This is a genomic window from Paenibacillus sp. EC2-1, assembly GCF_049311625.1.
Classification (GTDB): Bacteria; Bacillota; Bacilli; order Paenibacillales; family Paenibacillaceae; genus Paenibacillus_AQ.
Genome location: NZ_CP186006.1, coordinates 989,458 through 1,008,042, shown reverse-complemented (window position 1 = coordinate 1,008,042; position 18,585 = coordinate 989,458). Strand labels below are relative to the sequence as shown.

Sequence of the window (18,585 nt, the reverse complement as noted above, 5' to 3'; positions counted from 1 at the left end):
ATGTGTTACACAAGTTCTTTAGTCCACGTTCTTATCTGATTCTACAATCGTTAATAACTTGTTAAATAATACTGCGGCCTCAGCCCGAGTCAGATGCTTCTTCGGATTGAGCTTCTGATCAGGTGTTCCTTGGATGAGACCAAGCTCAGTACAAATGGCTAATGCTTTCTTAGACCAATTTCCAGCCTGATCGGCATCTTTATATTTCGAAAGCATTTGCTGTGTCGTACCCGAAACTTCTGGCAATTTCCCTTTCATCTCAAGCACTCTTACGATAATAACAGCCATCTCTTCACGGCTTAAAGGCTTCGTAGGAGCAAACACATTCCCTGCGTACCCTTGAAGCAGACCTGCATCTGCTGCTGCACTGATAGCATCCTTGTACCATTTATCTTCTGCCACGTCTTTGAATACGGCACTACCACCTGCTTTAAGACCAAGAGCGCGTGTTAACATCGCCGCAATTTCAGAGCGGTTGATGGTCATATTCGGAGCAAATTTCTGCTCGCTTACGCCCATGATAATTCCTCGACTCGCAAGCGCTTCGATATGCTTGTTCGCCCAGTGACCGACTGTATCCACGAATACTTTCGGCTTGTTGTTACCCTCTTCAGGCTTGTTTCCTTCCGTATCCGATCCACCACCCGCTTCTGGATCTGGTTTCGGATTAACCTCAGGTTTCGGAGTTGGACTTGGGTTCGATCCATGGTCAGGGTTAGACCCTGTTCCTGGATCTGTTCCTGGATCTGTACCCGGATTACCGGTGTCCTTCGCTTTCACTTTTACAGTCGCAGTAGCTTTCAGATCCGTTCCATCGACCGATCCTTTCACCTGGAAAGTACCCGCTTGTGCATACTTGGAAGGATTAATCGCATCCCATACAACCGAAACCTTCTCTGTCGTATGATTACTCCATGTTACCGTCACCTGTTTAGGCAGACTCGGAGCTGTACCCGCTACCGTTTCAACCTGTACATCCGCAATGGATATAATTGTTCTGACTAATACAAGACTTGCCATTGCGTTGTCTAGTTCTTCTCTCACCGCATCTAGTGATGCGATCGTAGCGCTTGGATCGTCGAGATGCTTCTGAGCTTTATCCAGAGCTGTAGCAACTACAGCCCATGTCTCGGCTGTATAATCAGAGTCCTTCAGTGTAAGAGCATACTCGATGGATCCCTGAAGAATCTCTTTGGAAGTCTCCACACTATACGCTTTAATGTAGAAGTTATCTAGAATAAAAGCGAAATCCGATGTAGGACCACTATCTGCATTTTTCTTCACCATTTTGAAAATGACTTGGTAATCATCTTGATCACCTGTTGTGAAGTTCTGCTGGAATGACTTATAGCCTCCATCTTTCCCTGCTTTATTACCCGGATTTTCTACTTTTTCAAGTGCTTTCTTAAACAAAATCTCCTTTGTAGAGCGGGATTGTACAGAAACCTCGTAAACGGCGCTCTTCTCCTGAGTATAGATAAAGCCTAAGTCATATTCTGTGTTTGGTTTCAATTTGACGCTGGATTCATTCGTTTGAATAAATTTCCCAACATCCGTCTCATTCACTTTGAGCGAATTTTCTCCATCTAGAACCCAAGTCATAACCGGACCTACTCGGTCCTCGGATGGTTGAGCGATTGGATTATTGTCAAGTGGATTGCTTCGATCGCTCGCAATATGAATTTGTCTAGAACCACCACCGTACTCAAATGGTCCCCATCCTTCATACACATTCTCGAAATCCTCATATACCACATAACCTTTATTCGTCGGATCTTTCTCGGCCGTTGTATGCTTCCAAATACGCACATCATCAAATTGTACGGTACCCGCTCCGGCCTCGGCTTCAAGCTTCACTGTAGCCGTTGTCACTCCTGCAGGAACCTTGAATTCAACACTCATTCGCTGCCATTTCGTATCCACGTATTTGAACGATGACTTGTGAGTTCCATCCATCCCTGTGACTTCATTGATGTAAGTCTTACCATCAATCGTAACTTGAATTGAAGATTTCCTTCCCTTCTCAGTCTGAGTCCACACCCCGACGGTGTAATCCTGACCTGGCTGAAGTCCGGTAATTTCTTGCGATAGGACACCCGCCTTACTTCCGACCTCGGCATATCTATTCCAGTTCGATCGGTTCATTTCCTTTGTCGTATCATACTCCACATCACCTTCAACGGTCTTGATGGCAATGTTATTCTCATCATCCACGGTCCATGAACCAGGAACATTAAACTTCTCTGAATTGAAGGCGAAATCCTTGATCAGACTGCCCTCTCCCCAATTTCCTGCACTAGGGACCAAATTCAAGGCCTCCGCTGAGGCTGGATACAACACATATGGCGTATTTTTCTTAGCCTTGTTAATGGTAAGCGATCCATTCTGAGCAACCACCGTGCCGACAAGTACTTTACCTTGTTGGGTCAGCTCATACATGTTGAACTTAGTCACATTTTTAAACTCATCGGTCAACTCCCAAGTCGTTGGGTCCCCTGTTGTGTTCCAGTGGTAAAGCTTCGCACCCTCATTCGCACCCAAGGTGTTATTAGTCTTAATATCCCACACCCATGGAATCAATGAGTTCGCTTCGCCTGTGTGACGTACCGATTCATCAGTCGTTGTTCCTGTATCCTTCCAAGAAGAGATCAGCTTACCGTTCTTCGTAAGCTCAATCATTCCGGACTTCTTATTGCGCTTCGATACAACTTCGTTATCAAAAGTGATTTGATCTTCTTCATATTTCAGTACACCAAAGTGCTGCATAAACTTCGTTGGCAATACTTCATTGAAGAATACCGTTACCCCTTGCTGTAGATCCGGCTTGGAGTCACCCCAAGTGGTCACAACCGGGATCTTCTGCCCTTTAAATAGTGCATTACCCACAAAAATATCCAGGTTGTTCTTCACCATTCTAGACAGGATGCTGTTGTTCCCTTTATTCGGATATCCTAAATCCGGACCCCAGTGAACAAAAGTTGAACCCGGTTCCAGTGGACCCGCAAATTCTGTTCCGATCTTGATTCCAAGGTCATTCGCATACTGCAACAATTTATAAGCGTTATAATCATTGCCGGTATACACGTCTACATAGAAGAAATCTAGCCCAGGATCGTTTGGATCATTAGAATCCTTTGTGAGATTATATAGATTCGTAAATCGTGAATTCAATTCGCCACTCAGGACATCCTTCGTTTGATCTACATAATACGCGGTATCAATCCAGTCCCAACCTTTAAGGAGCCTGTCTGTCTTCGGACCATTCGCTGTTGCGCCACTTAAATTGGAGTATTTCAGTTCGTTCGCATCCAATTGATATTCTGTTGCATTCAGATGCACACCGATGTTCAGGTTGTACTTTTTCCCTTCATTGATCAGATAGTTGAAATCTTCCACTCCACCTTGTCTTACACCAATATTGGAGTAGGAAGGAATATCGTCATCATGTCCTTCTGCCTGATAACCCTTATGCAGAACCATCTGTCCAAATCCATCCGTATAGTTATACAGAACTTTCCCTGTGTCCAGACTGTTCACAAATGGATCATTCGCTTGGCTTGCGAAGTTGAATGCAATGTACATCATATTATTCTTGATGTCCTGTGCGCCAAATGGCTCTTTGTAGATGTCCGTCCGGTAAGCGACGGTTGCATCCTGCCAATCTGTTTTTCCATCGTTATTGCGTTCCCCAGTCACCACCACTTCATACCATGGCAATGCTTCCGTCTCACTGCTTTGAAGATGGCGATAAGTCCAGCTGCCCGGCTTCACCGTCAGTTTATTAACGAGAGGTTTCTTCTCTGAGGTCAGGATTAGTTTATTACCACCGCTCATTACATTGTTCTCTACGGATGCGCCGAGGCCTTCGGCACTGACCATAGCCATCGTAACGCCGGATGTTCCGCTTTGTTTCATTTTCAACATGTTATCAACGATTTCTTCCGTGATTCCGTGCCACGCTCCGTCTGACTTGCTCCATGCATACGTAGCGTCTTTCATCGCGCTATTCACATGAATCAGAGAGTTGTTCATTTGAATCGAACGCACCAAGAAACTTGAGTTTTCAGTGATTTTATCGATTTCAAAACGAACGATATGGTTGCGCTTAACTTCGAGATGTCCATCAATCACAACGCCGATTTCATCAATCGTCATGGTGTACTGATATGTGCTCTCGCCCAACTTCTTCGATACTGTACTTGGTACATATTCCATATTATTAATCTTCAAGCTATTCGTTTGCTCCACGTCAGCCTGAAGTGTGTGATTATCCATTTGATAATCTACAATGCCTGGGAAGTCTTGATAGACAGTAACGATCAGACCATCTTTCTCAATCGTATCTGTCTCCTGTGCCAGTTTAAGTCTAGGCAGGGACTCTAATTCCACCATTTTCAGGTTACTCACCGTCATATTCTTGGCGGAATACCAGGAACGAAGACCAAACGAACCTGGAATAGAAGTCAGTGTCTCTTCCGATACGGAGCCCATATCCGTAGTAACACCCTTCGGATCTGTAATCGCGAGGCTGACTGTAGATCCCACCAGACGAAGCTCGATATGATACTCCGTATTTGCCTCCATCTGATACGTGTTCGGGAAGGACACCTCGTTACCACTACTTGCAGTGATCTTCCACTTTCCATTGATATCGTGAACAACACCAACATATTTGTCAGCAGCCGAGCCTCTTAAAATAAAACCATATCGACCACCATCTGCTCCAGCAGACACATTCGTCTGAACATCAAATTCAAGCCGCTGATCAGCGAATTTAGGGCTATCCTTATCCACCGCTAATGAAACGCCTGGCATGTTGACTTGGATTGTACCATCGCCATGAGAGAGCACGGTTGGTTTACTGCTATCCAAAGGCCCCCAGTTCTGTGAGTTATAATCGGGTGCATACACACGAATCTCTTCTGCAGTGATTGCATCAATCTTAACCTGAACTGCTTGGTTACCCGAATTGTAAATGCCGAATGAACCTGGTACATACCCATCCACAATGACGCGGCCAACCAGCATTCCATTGACATAAAGAACAAGCTCATTCTCAATCATTTCTACACGGAGTGTGTACTCTTTCCCGGACTCAAGAGCTGCAGCGCTACCAATAGAATTAGCATTGTTACTGCCTTCTAGCTTATATGTCCATTCTCCCGGACTTTCCTCATATACCGCGATATTTCCGAGTTTCAAGCCAAGTGCTCTATCTGCGTGCATCTTCACTTGGTATATGCCATTCGGTACACTCGTTACATCCTGATTAATTGCAGTGCCTCCCGCAGCAATTGTACCTTGCAAATAACCGTTTGAAATTTGCGGGTCTTCATTAAAACCATCCCAGTTCAAGATGGAAAGACCTTCATAATACGCTTCATAGCTCAGTTTCTCCGTATGAGATGAAGATGTATCCATATCAATGAATTCTTCGGTAAAGAGCACGTTATCCACGTAAATATCATCTTGGGAGATGACCCCAAAGCGTCCTTCTCCGAATTGCTCTCCTTCCGGCAAAGTGGCAAGCAATTCAGCGCCATTTATACTTAAAGTTACCGACTTATCGGAATATTGAAGTCCAACTTTATTCCAGAGATAAGGTAAAGGAGCTGAGTTATTAGAAGCAGAAGGAACAAAGTCAGTGCTGCCTCCATCTTTATTGAGCAATACCCATTTCGCACCGTCATATCTAACAACGGAACCATTCCCAATCACAAACCCAATCTCACTTGTTGCAGGCTTCACATTTAACAATAATGTTCCACTTGGTAAAGACACTGCATCCATATTCATCGCTTTGTCTGTGATCTCAGAAAGCTTCAATACTCGGTTGCTGCCTTCTTTAATAATGGTTGAAACAGCACCCTCCCAGATTCCCTTAATTCCATCTTCGAAATCATTGCTGTACTGTGCTATTTTCTTAGGCTCGATGATCTGATTCGTATACTGTACATTGTCGATGTGAAGCTCTACCTTGCTTCGAATGCGAAGACCGAAACGCCCAGCTACATCAGAAAATTTATCAAAGGTAATATTACCAATCAGCTTTTTATTCAAATAGACTGTGATTGTCTTTTCATTAAAATTAAACATCAGATTGTTCCAGCGACCTTGAATCGGATAAGGAATCTCCTGCTTCGATCCCCAGCCTGTATTGGATTCTGGAATCCAGCTACTTGGGTCCACCCCGAGTTCATTGAAGATGCTCGCTGAATCATTCATTCTAAAACCAAAAGCAAATCCTTCCCCACTACCCAATTTCACCGGGTCCACCAGTTTGAAATCTAATGAGAGGGTACCTTTCTGGATCTGAGGCGAATCCAAATCGACACCACGTTCACTTGTTCCTCTTTTAAGAGAAAGTACTTTATTCCCGGTAAAAGGATCTGTCACAACATTGGCATTTAGCCCTTTCCAGTTCGGGATATAATTTTCACCTTCAAAATCTTGCACATAGTTAATAATATTTGAAGGTTTATCCTTGGACCCTACACCTTCAATTCGCAGACTCTTAATCGAGATATCTCCTGTTGCATAGCGCTTATACAGACCGATCTGGCCTAAGCCAGACACCTGACTCAATAAATTCGTTTCCTTATTGTAGTAAGTCTTACCGTTTACAATGACAAGCAGCTTCTTCCCACTGTAACCAAGCTGGATGTTATACTCGGTGTCCCGCTTGAGTTCGGGTCCGGCAAATGGCTCCCAGTCCCCTGAACCATCCGGACTCTGAATTACCCAAGTCGTGTCAGCATCATAACGAATAGCCATGCCTTGATTACGATCACTAGCTCCAATAACAAAACCGACATTTCCTTGGCTTGTGCTCGTATAACGCATCGTTGTATCTATGATTCCTGAAGAAAGCCATGGAGCCTTATCCCAAGTGGCTACCGCTCCGCTTCCCAAATTGCTAATTGATACTGTCAATCCGTTATTAACGGAAGCTGATCCGTTTCCTTTGAGAAAAGTCATGGCTTCCGGTTCCATAGATTGATAGTTATTTGTATAGGATGCAGGGACTTGATCCACTGGAACATTACTTTTAATTTCCGCTAGGAAATTTTCAAGATCTTTATTCTCCGTTATGTCGTCACCTGATGATTCTTTATCCATAACCGAGATGATTGCCTCGGCTTTGATATCCGTGCCTTCAACACTGCCCTCTACGTTAAATGTACCTACCTGAGCATAATCAGAAGGCTCTATTGTATCCCAGATCACAGCAACTTCCGTAGTTGTACTGTCATTGTATACGGCCTCTACTACCGATGGAAGTTCTGGCTGTTCACCCACGAAAGTCTCAACCGTGATTTCTGGGATACTTTCGATTGTTTTTTCAATTTCGATCATTGGCAGATCACCCGTCTCTCCTGCTGTAGCATAAATCGTACTTGGGAGCACCGTCAGCTGACTTGAAGCAACCAACAAAACCATCATCCAAATAAATAATTTGGATATCATCCGACTATGTTTTCTTCGCACTAATGTATTCCCCCTAATGTCTAGAATTCAAGTTCCTTCGCATATCAAGTAAGCGTTTGCAATTAATCAACTAAAAACTATTGAATGCGGTTTCATGTTTATGTATTTAGATTGATCCTCCCTTCTCTATTTAGTGTTAAACTCTAATTACAAAATTAGAGTAATTCCTACAACAACGTATTAATCTTATCAAAGTTTTTCTTTTACTAGCTTCCAAAAAGGTACTCGAAATGGATAAACTGTTTGAAATACGGAACTAAAATTCGTGTTTTATTCAAAAAAAAACGACATTCAATCGCTACTCTAGTTGTGTTGTCTACTTGACATGGATACATCCACCACACAAAATAAGAAAAAAATAGAAAACAGGATCTTGAATTTCTTCAGACGATCGGGGGCGCTTAATGTGAAGAGGGCTGTTGAACTCTTATACCATGAGTTAGAACAAAACATGATCTACAATGCACTACAGCGCACGCTGAAGCCGGGATATTTTTTTGGACCTCATTGCCATAGTAATGTGGAGATCTGTTTAATGAAAGAAGGCGAATGTGACATCATTGTAAATGGTGAGACGGTTACCGTTCACAAGGGTGAGTTGATGGTCATCTTCTCTCATATGATTCATTCATTTCATGTCAAGGCGAATCAAACAGCCGTCTTCCTACAGATTCACTTTAATCCTGAAAACTTTATTGCAACCGACTCAAAAATCAACGAGAATATAAAGTTCCTGCAGTATATGGCCGATAAACATAGCGCGTATACGATCCATTCATTTACTGACCAGCTTCTCTCCTGTGTAGAGCGAATCTGTGAAGAAACGAATAATGAATCATATCAATATCACGTCCCACTCGCTAATATCTATATCTACGAATTGCTGTTTCTACTATCTCGTGAGATAGAACGAAGTGTTCGCCAAGTATTTAGTGTTGATAATCCGATTGCGATTAAAGCGATCCATTTCATTAATCAAAATATGGAGAGTAATATTTCGCTGGATGATGTAGCTCAGAATTGTAACGTAACGACGAGATATTTATCCAAAATTTTTAAAAAGTATGTGAATATCACCGTAAAAGATTACATATGTATTGCGAAAGTAGATAAAGCGATGAGTTATATCTGCAATTCTGAATTCTCCATCACTGAGATATCCTCCAAACTTGGATTTTCAAGTGCACAATATTTCTCAACGGTATTTAAGAAGTACAGCGGCGTCACACCAAAAGAATTTAAAACACTTCGTACGAAGGATATCTAAATATTTCAACACAAAGATCATCTTAAACGATGGTCTGTTTTATTGTTCTCGATCATATTCCGATCTCTCGCATCCTCTCTGTTACTTCCTCCACCCTTCCATCCATATCCGTCCCTTCGAACTTCGGAAACTTCAGCTCGTTTACGATCGCACCATCTCTCATAAACATTACACGCTCCGTTCGAGCAGCGACCTTAGCATCATGCGTTACAAGCATCACCGCAGTCCCCTCCGCATTAATCTCAGATAATATATCCATGATTTCTTGTGCAGATTGGGAATTAAGCGCACCCGTAGGCTCATCGCCAAATATAATTCTCGGGTTGTTCATCAGCGCTCGGCATATTCCCGCACGCTGAAGCTGACCGCCGGAAACTTGTTTAATATCTCGCTTCTCAAGCTCTGTAATCCCAACCCTATTCATCAGTGCTCTTGCCTTTTGCGAAATTTCTACTACGTTCTTTCGATTGTCCCGCATGGCTGGAAGGATGATATTATCGAGAATATTCAGATTACTGAGCATCGTTGGTTGCTGGAATATGAACCCCATCATTCTTCTACGAAGATCCGACAGCTCATTCTCTCCAATCGTTGAAAGTTCCTTCCCATCCACCATCACTGTTCCACTATCAATACCATCTGTCCCGCTCAGTGCAAACATCAGCGTTGATTTCCCTGATCCCGAAGGGCCCATAACCGCAACAAACTCTCCTTCGTTGATCTCAACAGACACTTGATCGAGAACACGCCGCTGTTCATTGCCCTCGCCGAAAGATTTTACAAGTTGTTCCCCGATAATTACTTTCTTCATATGCCTACTCCTTTATATTCTCGGATATTTTGATATTTCCCGCGCCAGATGTACCGATGATCGTCGCGATAAGTACAACACCAATCATCATCAATGGGATAAGCAAGTACGATGAGAACGGATTGATAGTAAAGCGGAAAGACGAAGCTCCAAAGGAGGAGATGATCGCACCAGCTAGCAGCTCTCCAACCGTATTTGCCAGAAGAATACCCAGAACGATACCTATCAATAGAACAACAACCGAACGGGTAACATACTGCTTCCTTATATCTGAGTTCGTAAAACCAAGCGCCTTCATTACAGAAATAGAGTATCTATCCTTCACAACAAGGAGCTTCATAAACAATAGAGTTACAAGCAGACCTATTACTAATGCAATGATGATTGATGTAAAGGATGCCTTTTTGACAGAATTTATCGTAGAGCCAAACGTCTGTGCAACAAATTCATCAATATCGGATACCTTGGCAAAAGAAAACTTTTCTCCATACTCCGTTGTTGTGCGAACGATAAGCGTTGGGTCTGACAGATCTGCGCTAATCACAGACCACATGACATCCGCCGTGTTATCTGAAAATACGGCCTTTGCAGTCTTGCCGCCATTCGTAATATCGGAGTAAATGCCGCTTACCGTCATATCTTTCTCCTGCCCTCGGGTGACAAGGGTTAGGTGATCACCGATCTTTTTACCTAGTTCATCGGCTTGAATTGTCGACAGCGCAATTTCGTTAACTTGAACAGGTGCCTTTCCCTTAGAATAGGCTATTGGGAATTTCGAATGATCTCCGAGTTCAACTTTAATATTCTCTTCTGAACCATTATCTGTTGTTACTTTGAATGTTTTAGTCGTTAAGACGGCGTATTTAGAAATGGAGCTGTCATTTTTCATGTGGTTTACGATTTCCGTTGTTTTTGCAGAGATGTCATCCGTCTGTTGAATATCCACCCGCATATCGTAGTTTCCAATCCCCATATATTGAATGAAGTTCTTTGAAGAAATTGTGTTGTACAAGTTCTGAGGAACCATCATAATAAATGCCGAAATGATGAGAACTACTAGCATGGTGCCATAAAGTTTTTTCCTTGCAAGCACATCTTGTATACCGAGAAAAACATTGGTGGTAAACCACTTGTTTTCGCTCAAGCGAAACCGCTTCGTTCCTGCATTTTTCTCCTGTGTAGTGCCATAACGTATGGCCTCTGCAGCAGATATCTTTCGAAAGCGTCTCAGCACGCCGTTTACATAGACCATAATCGTTAGGAATATAAGAAGTATACCGATAAGTCCGAACAGGATGGCAAGAGATACATTCCCGCTATCCCCCATATAAAGGCTTATATTTTCAAGAAGCATCCCTTTCACCATAAGCGATAATGCAAATCCGATCACACTACCTGCAGCGGCTATGGCTGCATACTTAGCAAGATACATCTTCTTGATATCGGAAACACGAAGCCCGATGGCTTTCATCACGCCGATCTCACGGATATCTTGTTCGATTTTCGCAAGAAGCGTAAAGCGTATGCACATTAATGCGATGGTAACGATAAGAATACTGACCAGAAGAATTACGCCGATCATCATGCCATCAGAAAGAGCATTAATCATCTTTAATAGTGGGTATGTAATGGTTGGTCCGTTCGCTTCAAGTCCTGCTGAGGCATAAGCTGTCTCGAATGCGCCGAGCTCCGACATATCTTTCAGCCTGAACTCAATTAGATATTCCGTATTGCCAAGGCTCTTCATCTCGGTATAGTCATTGTTGCTGAGAAGAAATCTCTTGGAAGAAGCGAGCGCAGAATTCATCTGCGAATCCCGCAGAAATCCCGCCACGGTAAATTCCTTACCCGCTACGAATGCCTTGTCCCCAACCTTCGTCGTGTTATCTTTCATGTAACTTATTGGAACATAAACCTCTCCGTCTAGCACACTTATCTTGTTACCTTCAAGATCGAGGAGATAATCAAATTGCTCATTCTGGACGCTGAATCCATGATCCTGAACACTACTTGCAAGTGATTGATCACCGATAATAATCTTAGCGCCGTCTATGTTAAGAAATTCGGCAATTTGGAACTCATCGACATTACGATTCTGCTCCGCAAATGAGGTAAGCCGGGCCGTATTCACTTCACCTGCGTGCATTTGCATAAAATGCGGAGTTTTTGCTTGCGTCATTAGCGTATCTAGCGCACCTGTAAGATTGATAATAAGTATGGCCGCAAGAGAGACAAGCATGGCTGCAGCAGAGACAAAAATGGTGGTTGCGAGTGTAATTACTTTACTCTTTAGCACATCACTGCGAATGATCCGATAATACATAGGTCACCTCTGTCTTCAAGTGAATGTAATGACTTGAATAAAATTGAATAAAACCAATAACAATTATTCATGACTTCGATCGGATTAGGCCTTGTTGTTGTCGAACATTCTCATGGTGTGCATAAGGCTACCTTGTTCAACCCCGAGCATTCTTTCAATGTGGAAGACAAATGCGTGCATCCGCGTCGCGAGCTCCTCCTGTGTCAATTCAAACTCATGATCAAAAACCGTATTTGCATAGATCACAACCATCTCCATACATTCATAAGGGAACGGTGTATTAAACAATCCCTGCTTGGTGCCTTCGCGAATAATATCCGCCAGAATCGGTGTGATGCCGCTGATCATAACCTTCTGTATCTTCTGGTGCATAAGTGCATTTTGCGGCTTGTGAATATGATCCATAATTTCTGCGCTGCTTTCGCCACTTATGTTCAATGCCATCACCACTTGGATAATACGCTCAACGACAGGTATACCTTTATCTGAGGCAATCTTCTGCGCACCATCCAACATACGAATTCTGTACCTCTCAATGAGGGCATCCATGATATCTTCTTTAGACTTGAAGTGATGATACAGGGTTCCCCTTGCAATACCGACCTTACCTAGAATATCGTTGGTACTCGTACCATCAAACCCCTTCTGAAAGAAAAGCTCATCCGCCGCATCCAGGATTTCGTTCCTGCGTTCCTCAGCTTCTTTAATAACTCTCATTGAATACCTCCTCCATTAGACCGACTGTCTGTCTATTGATTTGATATTAGCATATTCATGTGTATTGTCAATGACTACCAAGACATTTTGCGAATCTATATGAGCAACAACTGTTAAATAATACCGTGTTAAAAAAATCACTGTAGACGTTTTCAAGAGCACGTTAAAATAAAAATCCAATCGGCCTTGATCGCGCTTACAAAAGAAATCAAGGTAGAATAATCATGCTTTTGAGCATTAAATATCCCCGTTTAAAGAGAGGTCATGTATTTTGCTTTGAATAATTCGAATAATTGTTAATCACTCATAATTTTCGTCGCTTTCGTAAAAGTTAACTTTAACATCAAATGAGAAAGAGGTTTTCGGTAATGAGCCAAACACATCCTGATCTAATTCCAGAACATGAACGGGTTGGACAACCCAAACAGTTATTCTGGATTTGGTTTGCACTAAATATCGGTATTATGGGATTGGTGTACGGGGGTATTATCGTAAGCTACGGCTTAAGCTTCGTTCAGTCTGTGGTAGCTGCTTTTCTAGGTGCTGCATCGTTTGCACTGATTGGATATCTTAGCTTGCCAGGTAAACTTGGAAAGGCGCCAACCTTTGTATTATCCAGAGCTCCCTTCGGAAATAAAGGAAACTTGATTCCTGCTGTATTAGCATGGATCTGCTTAATTGGATGGTTGAGTGTAGGAAACGTTCCAACAGGTATCTTCTCCATTAACGCCATCGTTACTGCTGTTGGTATGGAAGTCACAACAACAACGCAAATCATCGGGCTTGTCGCTCTTGCCATTGCGATCATGGCCCTGTCTCTAGTCAAACAGGAGACGTTAGTTAAAGCTCAGACGATCTTCACTTATATTTTTGGCGCGCTAACTATCGTGGTACTAATCATTCTGGTTCCACAGACGGATTGGTCTGCCCTTGTGAATATGCCTAACGGGGACTGGATTGGTGGTGTCCTCCCTGCGATATCCATTATTATTGCGGGATCTGCGCTTAGCTGGGCCATGTGTGCGAGTGACTACTCTTGTTACCAAAGTCCTCAATCTTCGAACAAATCGATATTCTGGACCACTACATTCGCATCAGCTACACCGCTGTTCGTCATCATGTTCTTGGGTGTTCTCATGAACGCAACCAATCCTGAACTGGTTAGCTCCGCTGACCCTATCGCGGCGTTAGCGTTACAGATGCCAAAATGGATGGTCATTCCGTACTTTATCACAGCTCTAGGCGGCATTATTCCACCAGCTGTTATTTCTCTACGGTCCGGACGTAACGCGCTAGAAGCGACAAATATTAAGCTTTCGGATCGGACCTCGATCATTTTTCACGGTGCGATTATGATTCTGCTTCCGTCCTACGTATTGTTCATCAACGGTGACTTCTTAGGCGCATTCCAAATGTTCTTGGGACTTGTCGGTATTGGGCTGGCTGCATGGACCGCTGTATTCGTCGCAGATTACATCATCCTTCGCAAAAAGCAAGGTTATGATCCAGACATCATTTCTGGTGATAAGAATATCGCTGTGAACAAAGGGAACGTTATCATATGGTTTGTGAGTGTTATTGTAGGATTCTTATTCACCTCAAACCCAATCTTCCCTGCTCCGTTTGCCAAAGGCATTTTTGAAGGGAACAGCTTGGGCGTATTACTCACCTTCGCCGTTGGGTTAGTCTTGAGCTGGATTTATTCATCGTCACAATTGCGCAAACAATCTTAGAAATAAAGATGAAACGACCATTTAAATAAATTTATTTTTGGAGGTAACCCTTATTATGAGTATCCACTTGAATGCCAAAGAAGGTCAACTATCTGATAAAGTATTGATGCCAGGAGATCCACTGCGCGCGAAATATATTGCGGATACCTTTCTTGAAAATGTAGAGTGTCATAATACCGTTCGCGGAATGTATGGCTATACAGGCACCTATAAAGGACATAAGATTTCGATCCAGTCCTCCGGGATGGGCGCGCCTTCCATGAGCATATATGCTACTGAGCTAATTAAAGATTATGGTGTGAAAAACATTATCCGGATCGGAACCATCGGTGCGATGAAGCGGGAAGTGAAAATCCGCGACATCATCATGGCCATGGCGGCTACGAATGACTCCAAGATGCAAAACATCATCTTCCCACAGATCAACTATGCACCAAATGCAAGCTTTACGCTTCTGGAGCGTGCTTATCGTCTATCCAAACAGAATGAAGGCTTGAAAGTGCATGTAGGTAACGTATTTACTGGCGATTCCTTCTATGAAGATGATGAAACGATGATCCACAAACTGGCTGATTACGGTGTGCTCGGTGTAGACATGGAGACATCTGCTCTTTACACACTTGGCGCTAAATACAACATTGATGTATTAAGTATCATGACCGTAAGCGACCATGTGATCACAGGGGAAGAAACAACAGCGGAAGAGCGTCAAACCACATTCAATGACATGATTACTGTAGCGCTCGAGACGCTGATCAATGAATAGTTAGAAATATGAAAAACCTTGAAGGGTCAGAAACTGCTCCCTCAAGGTTTTTTTGAATTCACATGATAACTGAGATTGTTCTAATTATTGACCCGCTTTTTTCCACTCACCTTGAATACCTGCCTCACCCAGCAGCTTGTTTACATCATCAACAACCTCTTTGCCACCCTTAGCTATATATTCATCAACATATTTATCCCAATCGGAAATTGGACGCTGGCCAACCATCATTTTCGTTAACTCATTGGTAGCAAATTCATTTAATGCAGAGATTTTAGAGTTGTAAACCGATGAATGAATCCTTCCAACCGGACTGATGTAGAAATCGGAGTTTTCGAGCATTCCTACCATGTCCTTGTTAAAGGCCTTAGATTCCGGTGTTTTGGTTTTAATTTCATAGTCTCTCATCGATTCATCTCCTACAACCCATCCGCCTAAATCGCCACTGAAAAGGGCCTTTGGAGCGTACTTCGTGTATTCTGCTGTCGGTTCTGGTACACCATCGACCATCGTGTAGCCTTTTCCTTCACCACCGTTTGCCCAGTCATAGTACTCATTGCTAGGATTCTGATCTTCTGCAGGTACATATTGTTCGATATACTCCATCATCTCAAGTATTTTTTTAACCTTTTGCTCATCCTTCTTTAAAGTAGCGCTGAGCATCCAAACGCCATAATATCCTGAACCCGCAACATAACCTTTCGTTCCATCTGGCGCCGTAAATGCAGGCATGGAGACAACTTCAGCATCCGGAACGTTTTTCTTTAATGTTGGAATATCTAGATTTCCAGCCTGCGCTCCTTTATCAATTCCTACCTGTTCGTACCAAATCCCAACCTTGCCAGCGTTAAAATCTTTAAATACGTCATTATATGGCTTGTTGGTCCAGTCTTTATCCATTGCCCCCGCTTTAAACAGCTCATTGATTGCGGTGACCTTTTCTTTCGCGCCTGGTGAGATTTGTCCTGGAATGAGTTGGCCTTCACTGTCCTTATGATACCAAGTGTTGCTCCAGTACGCTCCAAAGGATGGGTCGTAAACAATGCCTTTCGCAAGTCCCAATCCGATGGTATCATCTTTCCCGTTTCCATCTGGATCCTGTGTGGCGAAAGCAATTGCGACTTCTTTTAACTCTTCAAAGTTTGTTGGAACTTCAAGTCCTAGTTTATCTAACCAATCCTTTCGGATAATCGGTTTCTTCCCTCCGCTTGCAGGGAAATAGTGGGGGATACCGTAAATTTGCCCTTCGATACGTACTACATCCCATACGGAATCAGGAATAGCTTTAAAAGACTCGATCTGATCAACATAATCGTTTAGAGGTAAAAATGCGCCTTGTCTTGCCCACTTCACAAAATTCGCATCCGCCCCTTCTGTACCAATGACATCAGGGATATCCCCTGAAGCCATCTTTACGGTAAGCTTATCTGTATATAAGTCATACGGGATATATTGAGGCTTGAACGTAACATTAAACTTCTCATTGATCTTCTTGTTCGCTTCATTATTAGGCTCTGGGACAGGATTTGCCCAGGTCCCATTAAACCAAGTAATCGTCATCGCTTTATCTCCACTAGCTGAAGCCTTATCTCCTCCTGAAGACGAAGGTGCTTGTTCACCTTTAGATGTACATCCACTAAGTACCCCAGTAGCCAAAACTGCTGCCAAAGTCAGCATCGTAACCTTTTTCTTCATCATAATCCCCCTCTTCATTTTAAGGATACTGCTATCATTCGTATTCAACAAAACGAAAAAGCCAGTCACCTGATTGATTACCGGATGACTGGCTACTTAGCTAATTAACAATTCAAATGATAACAGCGATTATTCTATTTATTGTCCCGCTTTTTTCCACTCACCTTCAATACCTGCCTCACTCAGCAGCTTGTTTACATCATCAATAACCTCTTTGCCACCCTTAGCCAAATATTCATTAACATATTTATCCCAATCTGCAATTGGACGCTGGCCTACCATAAATTTAGTCATTTCATTGGTTGCAAATTCATTCAATGCATTGATTTTTGAATAATACACGGAAGAATGGACCCGACCAACCGGACTAATGAAGAAATCGGAGTTTTCGAGCATTCCAACCATGTCTTTGTTAAATGCTTTGGATTCTGGATCTTTGGATTGAACTTCATAAGCTCTCATCGATTCGTCTCCAGCAGCCCAGCCACCGAGCTTCTCATTGAAAAGAGCCATTGGAGCATACTTCGTGAATTCTTCCGTCGGTTCTGGTACACCATCGACCATTTTGTAGCCTTTTCCTTCTCCGCCATATGTCCAGTCATAGTATTCATTACTAGGGTTTTGATCTTTTGCTGGAACATATTGTTCCATGTAATCCATTACCTCTAGGATTTTGTTTACCTTCTGCTCATCCTTCTTCAGAGCGGAGCTGAGCATCCAAATTCGATAATAACCTGAACCGGCAACGTATCCCTTCGTTCCATCCGGAGCCGTAAATGCTGGCATGGAGACAACTTCTGCACCCGGAACATTTTTCTTCAATGTTGGAATATCTAGATTTCCAGCCTGTGCTCCTTTATTCGTTCCTACCTGTTCGTACCAAATCCCCACTTTACCTGCGTTGAAGTCCTTAAACACATCATTGTACGGCTTGGTCGTCCAGTCTTTATCCATTGCCCCAGCTTGATATAATTCATTGATTGCTGTGACCTTCTCTTTGGAGCCTGGTGAGATTTGTCCTGGAATGAGTTGGCCTTCACTGTTCTTATGATACCAAGTGTTAGCCCAGTACGACCCGAAGGATGGGTCATACACAATACCTTTTGCTAAACCTAATCCAATGGTATCATTTTTCCCATTTCCATCAGGGTCTTGCGTAGCGAACGCAATTGCAACTTCTTTTAACTCTTCGAAATTTGTCGGCATTTCAAGACCTAGCTTATCTAGCCAATCCTTACGAATCACCGGCTTCTTCCCTCCACTTGCAGGGAAATAAAGCGGGATGCCGTAGATTTTCCCGTCAACGCTTACTGTATCCCATACGGATTGAGGGATAGCTTTAAAAGTTTCATACTTATCGACATAATCATTTAGAGGTAAAAATGCGCCTTGTCTTGCCCACTTTACATAGTTCGCATCAGCACCTTCCGTACCAATAACATCCGGGATATCCCCTGAAGCCATCTTTACGGTAAGTTTATCTGTATATAAATCGAATGGAATATATTGAGCTTTGAACTCAATATTGAACTTTTCATTAAGCTTCTTATTCGCTTCATTATTAAGCTCTGGAACAGGAGATGACCAAGTTCCATCAAACCAAGTAACTGCCATTGGTTTATCTCCAGTAGCTGAATCTTTGTCTCCGCCTGAAGCACCTTGCTCACCTTTCGATGTACATCCACTTAATACCCCAGTAGCCAGAACTGCTGCCAAAGTTAGCATCATATACTTTTTCTTCATGTTATGATCCCCCTTCATTTTTTCAAAACAGCTAACGCGAAT

Annotated in this window: 9 protein-coding genes; 3 read left to right on the top strand and 6 right to left on the bottom strand. The window is 42.9% G+C overall.

Annotated elements, in window-relative coordinates; all coding sequences use genetic code 11:
* Positions 1-18: 18 nt before the first annotated feature.
* A complete protein-coding gene (locus tag ACK8P5_RS04760) occupies positions 19-7,488 on the bottom strand; it encodes an endo-alpha-N-acetylgalactosaminidase family protein (RefSeq protein WP_422659839.1) in 7,470 nt (2,489 codons plus the stop codon).
* Between the two features lie 406 nt (positions 7,489-7,894).
* Here ACK8P5_RS04760 and ACK8P5_RS04755 point away from each other — a divergent pair, with 406 nt between their 5' ends.
* On the top strand, positions 7,895-8,755 hold the full coding sequence (locus ACK8P5_RS04755; protein ID WP_422659838.1) for an AraC family transcriptional regulator: 861 nt from the start codon (positions 7,895-7,897) through the stop codon (positions 8,753-8,755).
* Between the two features lie 52 nt (positions 8,756-8,807).
* Here ACK8P5_RS04755 and ACK8P5_RS04750 read toward each other — a convergent pair whose 3' ends face one another.
* The 3 genes from ACK8P5_RS04750 to ACK8P5_RS04740 all read right to left on the bottom strand — a co-directional run bounded on the left by ACK8P5_RS04750 (position 8,808) and on the right by ACK8P5_RS04740 (position 12,606).
* Complete coding sequence (locus ACK8P5_RS04750) at positions 8,808-9,566, bottom strand: ABC transporter ATP-binding protein (protein WP_422659837.1); 759 nt, start codon at positions 9,564-9,566, stop codon at positions 8,808-8,810.
* Positions 9,567-9,570: 4 nt separating this feature from the next.
* Positions 9,571-11,889: an ABC transporter permease gene (locus tag ACK8P5_RS04745; protein WP_422659836.1), complete on the bottom strand. Its 2,319-nt coding sequence runs from the start codon at positions 11,887-11,889 to the stop codon at positions 9,571-9,573.
* A gap of 84 nt (positions 11,890-11,973) precedes the next feature.
* Complete coding sequence (locus ACK8P5_RS04740; protein ID WP_422659835.1) at positions 11,974-12,606, bottom strand: TetR/AcrR family transcriptional regulator; 633 nt, start codon at positions 12,604-12,606, stop codon at positions 11,974-11,976.
* A gap of 368 nt (positions 12,607-12,974) precedes the next feature.
* On the opposite strand from ACK8P5_RS04740, the gene ACK8P5_RS04735 reads away from it, so the two are divergent.
* Together ACK8P5_RS04735 and deoD are read left to right on the top strand one after the other, a co-directional pair.
* Entirely contained in the window at positions 12,975-14,339 is a 1,365-nt protein-coding gene (locus tag ACK8P5_RS04735) for a purine-cytosine permease family protein (protein ID WP_422659834.1), read from the top strand.
* Between the two features lie 55 nt (positions 14,340-14,394).
* A complete protein-coding gene (gene deoD / locus ACK8P5_RS04730; RefSeq protein WP_422659833.1) occupies positions 14,395-15,105 on the top strand; it encodes a purine-nucleoside phosphorylase in 711 nt (236 codons plus the stop codon).
* 84 nt (positions 15,106-15,189) lie between these two features.
* Here deoD and ACK8P5_RS04725 read toward each other — a convergent pair whose 3' ends face one another.
* The gene (locus tag ACK8P5_RS04725; RefSeq protein WP_422659832.1) at positions 15,190-16,800 is read right to left on the bottom strand and encodes an extracellular solute-binding protein; all 1,611 of its coding nucleotides are present in this window, start codon (positions 16,798-16,800) and stop codon (positions 15,190-15,192) included.
* A 138-nt stretch (positions 16,801-16,938) separates the two neighbouring features.
* Positions 16,939-18,543 carry an extracellular solute-binding protein gene (locus ACK8P5_RS04720; protein ID WP_422659831.1) on the bottom strand — a complete coding sequence of 535 codons (1,605 nt, stop codon included), beginning with the start codon at positions 18,541-18,543 and terminating at the stop codon, positions 16,939-16,941.
* Positions 18,544-18,585: the final 42 nt, after the last annotated feature.

Excerpts from the sequence above, each read along its gene's own strand:
- ACK8P5_RS04750 (WP_422659837.1), bottom strand. The coding sequence starts at position 9,566 with ATGAAGAAAGTAATTATCGGGGAACAACTTGTAAAATCTTTCGGCGAG.
- ACK8P5_RS04740 (WP_422659835.1), bottom strand. The coding sequence starts at position 12,606 with ATGAGAGTTATTAAAGAAGCTGAGGAACGCAGGAACGAAATCCTGGAT.
- deoD (WP_422659833.1), top strand. The coding sequence starts at position 14,395 with ATGAGTATCCACTTGAATGCCAAAGAAGGTCAACTATCTGATAAAGTA.
- ACK8P5_RS04735 (WP_422659834.1), top strand. The coding sequence starts at position 12,975 with ATGAGCCAAACACATCCTGATCTAATTCCAGAACATGAACGGGTTGGA.
- ACK8P5_RS04725 (WP_422659832.1), bottom strand. The coding sequence starts at position 16,800 with ATGAAGAAAAAGGTTACGATGCTGACTTTGGCAGCAGTTTTGGCTACT.
- ACK8P5_RS04720 (WP_422659831.1), bottom strand. The coding sequence starts at position 18,543 with ATGAAGAAAAAGTATATGATGCTAACTTTGGCAGCAGTTCTGGCTACT.
- ACK8P5_RS04745 (WP_422659836.1), bottom strand. The coding sequence starts at position 11,889 with ATGTATTATCGGATCATTCGCAGTGATGTGCTAAAGAGTAAAGTAATT.